General features: G+C 39.3%; 7 protein-coding genes. All 7 read right to left on the reverse strand.

Annotated elements, in window-relative coordinates; all coding sequences use genetic code 11:
- Positions 1–387: hypothetical protein (locus CXF70_RS10265; RefSeq protein ID WP_145990719.1), on the reverse strand; the 387-nt coding region annotated here is incomplete at its 3' end.
- Between the two features lie 605 nt (positions 388–992).
- A complete protein-coding gene (locus CXF70_RS10270) occupies positions 993–1676 on the reverse strand; it encodes a YecA family protein (protein ID WP_101802584.1) in 684 nt (227 codons plus the stop codon).
- Positions 1677–2108: 432 nt separating this feature from the next.
- On the reverse strand, positions 2109–2849 hold the full coding sequence (locus CXF70_RS10275) for a hypothetical protein (RefSeq protein WP_101802585.1): 741 nt from the start codon (positions 2847–2849) through the stop codon (positions 2109–2111).
- A gap of 101 nt (positions 2850–2950) precedes the next feature.
- A complete protein-coding gene (locus tag CXF70_RS10280) occupies positions 2951–4831 on the reverse strand; it encodes a PDDEXK-like family protein (protein ID WP_101802586.1) in 1881 nt (626 codons plus the stop codon).
- Between the two features lie 271 nt (positions 4832–5102).
- On the reverse strand, positions 5103–5996 hold the full coding sequence (locus CXF70_RS10285; RefSeq protein ID WP_233208606.1) for an IS110 family transposase: 894 nt from the start codon (positions 5994–5996) through the stop codon (positions 5103–5105).
- A gap of 186 nt (positions 5997–6182) precedes the next feature.
- Complete coding sequence (locus CXF70_RS10290; protein ID WP_101802587.1) at positions 6183–6863, reverse strand: hypothetical protein; 681 nt, start codon at positions 6861–6863, stop codon at positions 6183–6185.
- A gap of 6 nt (positions 6864–6869) precedes the next feature.
- A partial coding sequence (locus tag CXF70_RS18170) for a hypothetical protein (RefSeq protein WP_158241179.1) occupies positions 6870–7063 on the reverse strand: 194 nt, incomplete at its 5' end.

Here is a 7063-nt window from a genome sequence, read left to right on the forward strand (position 1 = left end):
ACTTGTAATTATATCTGACAGTTTTAACTTAAGAACATCCATAGTCTCTGATGTTAATATTACTTCCACGTTACTAGCTAACATTAAATCAACAATCTCTATGATAGAACCCTTTCGAAAATCTGTAATTTTCAAACTTACTAAATCCGGTTTTATTGATTCGTTAACCATACTTTTCAAGGATAAACCTGCCTCGATGTTCTCGTAAATTTTTCTAATTATTGTCTCACCATATTTCTCCTTTAAAAATTCAGTGATTATTTGATTAACAAGCGTATGAATTCCTGTGTTAAAATTTGCGATATCTAAAGAGCTAATATTATTAGAGTTATAAGAGAATTTTAACGTTCCTGAAAAAACAGTATAATCTAATTTGTAATTTGACATTTTAATACACCTCTTCCTTTATAGTGTTATTCTATTTAATTATATACCTCGCTCTTCAAGAAACAATAATAAACATAAAAATCTAACTATTTTGATGAAATTCATCAAAATTTGCAAATAGCTAACTATAAAGCTTGTCATTTCATATTGCGCTGTGTCGAGAAGATTTATGAATATCAAATTTTAATAGTAAAAAAATACCTTATTTGGTAACCCTTAAGGTCCCTTAATACGGCTTTCTTTTATGCCACTCTAATTAAAAAGCTGAATTAAATTTGACACAGTAAACTCATTTTTAAAATTTACTCATCGTCTGTTAAAAGAAAAAGCTCTACCGATCGCCTGCTTCACCATTCGGTGATCTTTAGCTTCGCTTTCCAGGGAGCAGCACACTTCCTAACAATTTACACGAATGAATAAAAAGAAAAAACCACTACCGAAATGCTGATATAGACGGTGTGACAATGCATAGAGAATAAATTGTATTGTATTGTCAAAATCGTTTAAAATTGGTGCTTTCCCTGGGACGCGATTTTATTTCGAATCTTAATCTTCTTGTGAGTCACCAAACTGCTTTGTGCTCAAGAAGAAAATCCATGACACAATTATTCAGCCGCTCGTCCACAGCACTTCTTATACTTCTTTCCACTCCCACAGTGACACGGATCGTTCCGGCCAATTTTCACGTTCAAAGGAAGCATATGCCGTTTCTCCTCTTCAAATAATTCAGCTGGGGTATGGCCGCGATTGATTTGGATGCGTGTATTATTGTGCAGCTCATTTAAAAGACCCAGCATTTGCATCAACTGTGCCTGTTCCGCAAACTTTAAGCCTCTTCGTTCAAATTCTGCTACAGTCTTCTCAAGTGAAAAAGGATCTTCCGCCTGCATCTGAAGGTCTTCCACTAACCCTTCAATCATCTCGCTATCTGTTCGCGGGAACGCTGCCTCAAGGAATTCCAGCAAGGCGAAGAATTCCTTCGGCTTTTCAAAGTAATCGGGATCGCTCCACTTCATGAGCTCTTCCCGCTCCGGTACGTAATACGGCTTGCCTTGCTGCGCCCGCCAGTGTTCATCGAACGCTTCAAACTCCATTATCCATTCCCCGACAAAAAAGCCGTTACCATACGGATAAACGTAGCGCTTCTGAAGCGCCGCTTTTGCAAGTCCGCCCGAATAGGGATCTTGCATCCATGCTCTGATCTCCTCTGCGGAAACCTGTTCCCCGTTCTGCTCGGAAATTACCTTTGCCACCTGCTCGACCGGCACAATGCCATAGAGGTTGGCCATCGATCAAATGTACTCCACCCATATTTGCCTATCCATTTTCCCACTCCGTTCCTGCTTGTCCTGCCCATATTATACAGTGTATAACTCGTGATTATTAATGCCATTGATACTGTCCAGAAGTTGACGGTATTGTTTGTCCAGGAATTGACGGATTTATTGTCCTTCAGAATCTTAGGGGAAGGAAAGGACGCCTCCTTTTAAATCGTCTGATTTTAAATGCTTCACCCAGGCAGCTAGATTATCAATATAGCGGGATGGATTTTCCAACGGTCTCCATTTTCTCCCTGTGTCGCACGCAATTATGTGTATTTACTTTTGAAATAAAAATACGAAAGCCGAATTCGTTAATCTTTGAAATTAATGGATTCGGCAATTTTTTAATGCAATTGTAGTTAATAAAATGAATTAGGTTTGAGACAGGGAGGCGATTTTTCAGGTTGTTTCTTCTACTGCTCTTATACGACTATAGATTTTTTTGTTTGTTTTTGAAACTAATGGAATAATACAAATTAAGGAAAATAATAAGAAAAGGCCAAGATATATTAAATACTGATGATCTCTAGTATCTGAAAAAAGCAGAATGCCTTGAACACCTATCAGTAATAGAGCGCTTCCCCATAATATGATATTCTCAGTTTTAGTTTTAAGTTGAAAGAACTTATCTTGACTATTTTCTCTTTCAATTTCTTGAAATATTTCTTCCTCATAAAACTTGGAGGCTTCTAAAAATCTTTTGTTATTTTTTTCTCCTTTGAATAGTATTTGCTTTTTATTAATTCTTCTAACGATATGCCATTTCTGGTTATCTTTATCTAAAATATAAAAGGTCGTCTTTATTCTGAGTAAATTAATTAAGGAGAAAATCGATCCTATAAAAATCAAAAAGAGGATAAAAGCTATAGAAAATACTATCCCAAATATTAAAAGATGTTGTCCGACAGTGAAATTCGGCTCTAAAAATAAAGCAAGAATATTGGTTAAAACTCCTATACATAAGGAATAAAAAATAATTGTTACCGTCGTATGAATTACTTTATTCATATTTGTTAACAATATCTTTTCAATCGAAGTTATATTGTAATTGTTAATTACCATCACTATAACTGGTCCAATAAATGCAAGTACAGAAGCAATTTGCAACACATATTCATAATTTAGAATCCACGCAAACATTTAAGTCATACCTCCTTCAAATATTTTTAATCGGCATACTACGATATATAATCCTAAGTTAGTACAATAGAAATTTATATACCACTGAAAATAATAGTTCGTTATCGCCCCCAACTCTCCCCACCAATCCACCCAATAACCCCCAACAACTCCTGATGCATCGGATGCTCAAACAACTCTGTCATCGCCCCACTGACTTGCTCTTCATCCTCCCAATCTTCAACCACTTTCGTATTCGAATACAGCCTGGTGTATTTTGCCGTTCTTAATTTTGACGCGGCTTTAAAGTTCACTCCGAAAGTTTCCAGTTCCTTGATTAATGCAACGCGCTGTTCGCCGTGCAATGGACCGAGTTCAAATACCAATTTCAAACGACCGTCACGTAAATGATCGAAAAAGAATAAGAACGGGCCGTTATGCCACCACCAGTTGATCCGAGTTGAGCCGAACCGCTCCTCAATCTTCGTGAAAGCCGGCACTGTGAACGATGGATAACGCGGGTGAATATTCCAGTTTTCTTCACTGATGCCATTATCGTTGCAAAATTTCTGAAAAGCGGACCTTGGTATACTTGGAACCTTGTTCTCAGAAAGCTTCTCTTCTTGTTCAATTCCTTCTGAAACTAATACATCTTCTTCTGCTTGCTCTTGCTGCGCCATCCCCTCGACAGACAAAGCGATTTTCCGGAACAGGTCATTAATTTCTGACGCATTGTATAGTTCCAACATGCTGTTCAGCACTTCCTGTTTGGAAGCCCAGTCTTTGACTTCCGTCCAGGCTGTGAAGATGCGCGTGTATTTTTTGCCTTCCTGTTTTGCATTCTGCTGGAAACTAACGCCGTGCTTCTCCAGCATCGTCAACAATTGAACCCGTTCTTCGTAAGCGATTGGACCGACTTCCACCGTAATCTTTATACGATCCTCCACTTGCCTCTCGAACCAGATTATAAAAGCTTGGCCAAGCCAATACGCGGAATCCGGTTTGCCCAGCGTTTCCTCGAAGTCGAACCAGTCCGGCAACACAAAGTTCGGGGAACGGATACTTGCTGAATAAGCCTCTTCAGGAATTTCTGTTTCTTTGACAAATTCAAGAAACGCTTCCCGCAGGACATTGCTGCCGATATTGAAAATGAAATCAATCGTCTTTTTCTTTGATTCGTAGATTTTGCGAAGCGCTGTTTTCTCTCTGTCATTTAACTCTCCGATTTGCTTGTAGATGCCTTTATAGATGGCCTGCTTTTTGAAGTTTTTATTTTGGCTAAGAAATAAAAAATCGATCGCGCTTTTATTCCCTTCGTATACTTCCAAAGCCAGCTGCACAGCCTCTTCATCGTGGACCAGCTGCTCCTTTAAGACTTCGATATAAAACGACAGAAAGTCATGGATGGCATCTGCAGTAGTATCCTTATTAAATTCAAGCTGCTGTTCGATAATTTCCAGCACGTCTTCATAGCCAAGCAACAGGTAACTGTCTTCTGACGGCTCTTCGTTTGCTAGCGTCAAAAAGATCGGCAGGATCGTATAGCCAGTCTCCGAAAAACGCAGTTTCGCATAGGCCAAATAATCGGCAAGCTGGCCGTCTGACTCTCCCGCGTGGAATTTGTTCTCTATGACCAGCACCAGTTTCTGCGATGGCACATGAACGAGCAAATCGATCAAGCGGTTGGTATGCGTCTTCACTTCCCGCGACACTTCGGCGTCATGGAATGAACTGTGGAGAAACGACAGAAAATCGATTCCCTCCCCTTTCCCTTCGTTCTCGGCACGTGTCACAAGCCGTGTCAGCAATTTCTTCAGGAAGAAACCGCCCAATTGATGCGTCTCATTCGGATCCAGCAGCCAGGCCAGAATATTTGAATGGCGAATTTCAAACTGATCGACCCGCAGCACTTTCAAAGGATTGAATTGATGGAATTTTTGATGAAGCCGGGCGAATTCTTTGGAATGCTCCAGTTGCGAAATATTTTCTAGTGAGTATGTCATCTTGTGCTCCTTATCAAGCTCTTTCCGAGCGTTATCTTTCTTTTCAGTTTATCATTAACAAGGAGTATCTGGCAGAAGAGTTTAAAGAGTAGGATTAAATTTGTAATGGATAAAAAAGCTAGTTTGAAAGAGAGAAGCGTTTCGAAATTCCATTTCCAGCAGTTCCCAGAATCTCCCTGTGTCCCGACAAATTATGAATATTTATTTTCTCAAATAAAAATACTAAAGCCGTATCCGTCAACCCTTTAGGTCACTGAATACGGCTTTTTCTCTATACAATTGCAGTGATTAAACTGAATCGTGTTTGACACAGGGACGCGATTTTCCACAGAAGCAGTTCTGCCTGTAGAAGGTTTTTCGGCTTGGAAACCGATTGATGCGCGAAACGGATCAATCGCTCGATGGAAGTGTCGCGCATTTTCAGGTTCTGCTCAATTGAAATCCAGCGCAATCCTTCTTTGCCTAAAGCCAAAACATCCGTCGGATATGGGTAGTGGCGCATCAAATAGCGAGATGCCTTCGAATCGAAGGTCGAGAAAATCTTCAATTTGACCTTTTTGCCATCCACTTCCTCGACGCTTCCTTGGAACTCCCGAAAGATGTGATCCATATAGAGACGCGCATGATTAACTGTTTGTGAATGTGCATTGATCAACGCCCGATGGGCCCGTGACAATGTTTTTAACTGTTCCAGCAACGGAATCGCTTTCTGGCTGGTCCACCCGCGTCCGTGCAAAATGGATTGGGTAATCGCCATCAGATCGACATTGTCCGTCTTCGTGTAATTCAAAACCGTTTCCCGTTCTTTCGATGTCGTGGCCGCGTTGATGATACGGACATGATATTCTTTCTCTTCGCAGAGGCGAACCAGGTCTTCGTAATAATGGCCGGTTGTCTCAATCCCTATGACCACTTCCTCAAATCCATACCCTTCTTTCGCTTGATCAATTTCCTCCATCAACCGTTTAAACCCGGGGGATGACGCATTGAATTCAAACGGTTTGACGTGGATGTCCCCGTACACATTGCAGATCATCGCGGCATTCACAAACTTGGCTGCGTAAATCGCCACAATACAAATCTTTTGGGCATTTTCTCCCCGCATCAAGCGGTTCCAATGACTTCCGTTGCTCCCCTGAATATGGTTAAATGTAGATAGAACCATTGTTTTCAGCTCCTTTTGGGTGAGTGGGTGTTTCGGAAGTTCTGTGATTGGTACTTCTTGTATACCCGGAAAACAATGGTTCTTTGTGTTGCCGTCTATCTATTTAATATAGTAGGGACGCGATTTTTGGGATACGATTCATTCTCAAAACCGTTTAGAGTTGTTTCTTTCTCTAGGTTGAAATTATTAATTGCACCATTCATCAATAAATTGCTCTAAATTTTTTAGAAAACGATCTTCAGTTTGGTAATTCAAGGGTGTCATTTCTGTAAAAAAACTTACATGTCTGTTCCTGTTCAAAAATTTCTTTATCCCACTCGTCCCTTGATTTGATACAAAAGCATAATACTTTTTACCTCTTGTGCTATCAGTTAATAAACCTACAAATGTCCTTGCTAAAGATACTCCCGGTGTTGAAGTATAAAATTTACATTCCATTCCTGCAATCAAGTCTTTGTTCAATTTAGGAAAAACTTTCTTGCTTCTACTTTTATCTGCACCGGTCTTAGAGTAAATAGAAATATCTAGTTCATGGTTCGCACCACTAGCTCCTTGGTATTGAACATCTAGATGGATCTCAAATTTCATCCCATTGACAATACAATCAATAAAACAAAAATCTTGTTTATCTGACCACATATATCCAGGTCCACCTCTTAAGATTATAATTTTAGGATTCGCCCCTGTTCGAATACCAGTTAGTGTCGCTTTACCTCCAAGATTTAATACGGCTCTACGACATAGAGAAAATATATATCCTTCGAAAGCTCTTTCGATAGTTTTAGAATTACGAGAGAGTAAGTTCCCCTTGCTAGTAATTTCAAGAAGATCATCTATCGCATTAGTTAAATCAGTTTCGTTTGTCATAAAAACTTACCCCCTATCTATATTAAGAGCTTTTTTTAAAACTTCTAATTTATTATTTGCAACTCTGTATTGTTCACTTCTTTCTTCAATCTCCTTTGTAAACAAAACATCTTCCAATACCTCATTATTTTCATCTTCTAATTTAAATTTAATATTTTCTAATGACACATCTAAATTTGAGGACATACTGTTATAAATTT

Origin of the sequence: Planomicrobium sp. MB-3u-38, assembly GCF_002836425.1 — a bacterium.
Classification (GTDB): Bacteria; Bacillota; Bacilli; order Bacillales_A; family Planococcaceae; genus Planococcus; species Planococcus okeanokoites.

Bases quoted from the DNA above. Each gene is read 5' to 3' on its own strand.
- CXF70_RS10280 (WP_101802586.1), bottom strand. From the start codon at position 4,831: ATGACATACTCACTAGAAAATATTTCGCAACTGGAGCATTCCAAAGAA.
- CXF70_RS10285 (WP_233208606.1), bottom strand. From the start codon at position 5,996: ATGGTTCTATCTACATTTAACCATATTCAGGGGAGCAACGGAAGTCAT.
- CXF70_RS10275 (WP_101802585.1), bottom strand. From the start codon at position 2,849: ATGTTTGCGTGGATTCTAAATTATGAATATGTGTTGCAAATTGCTTCT.
- CXF70_RS10290 (WP_101802587.1), bottom strand. From the start codon at position 6,863: ATGACAAACGAAACTGATTTAACTAATGCGATAGATGATCTTCTTGAA.
- CXF70_RS10270 (WP_101802584.1), bottom strand. From the start codon at position 1,676: ATGGCCAACCTCTATGGCATTGTGCCGGTCGAGCAGGTGGCAAAGGTA.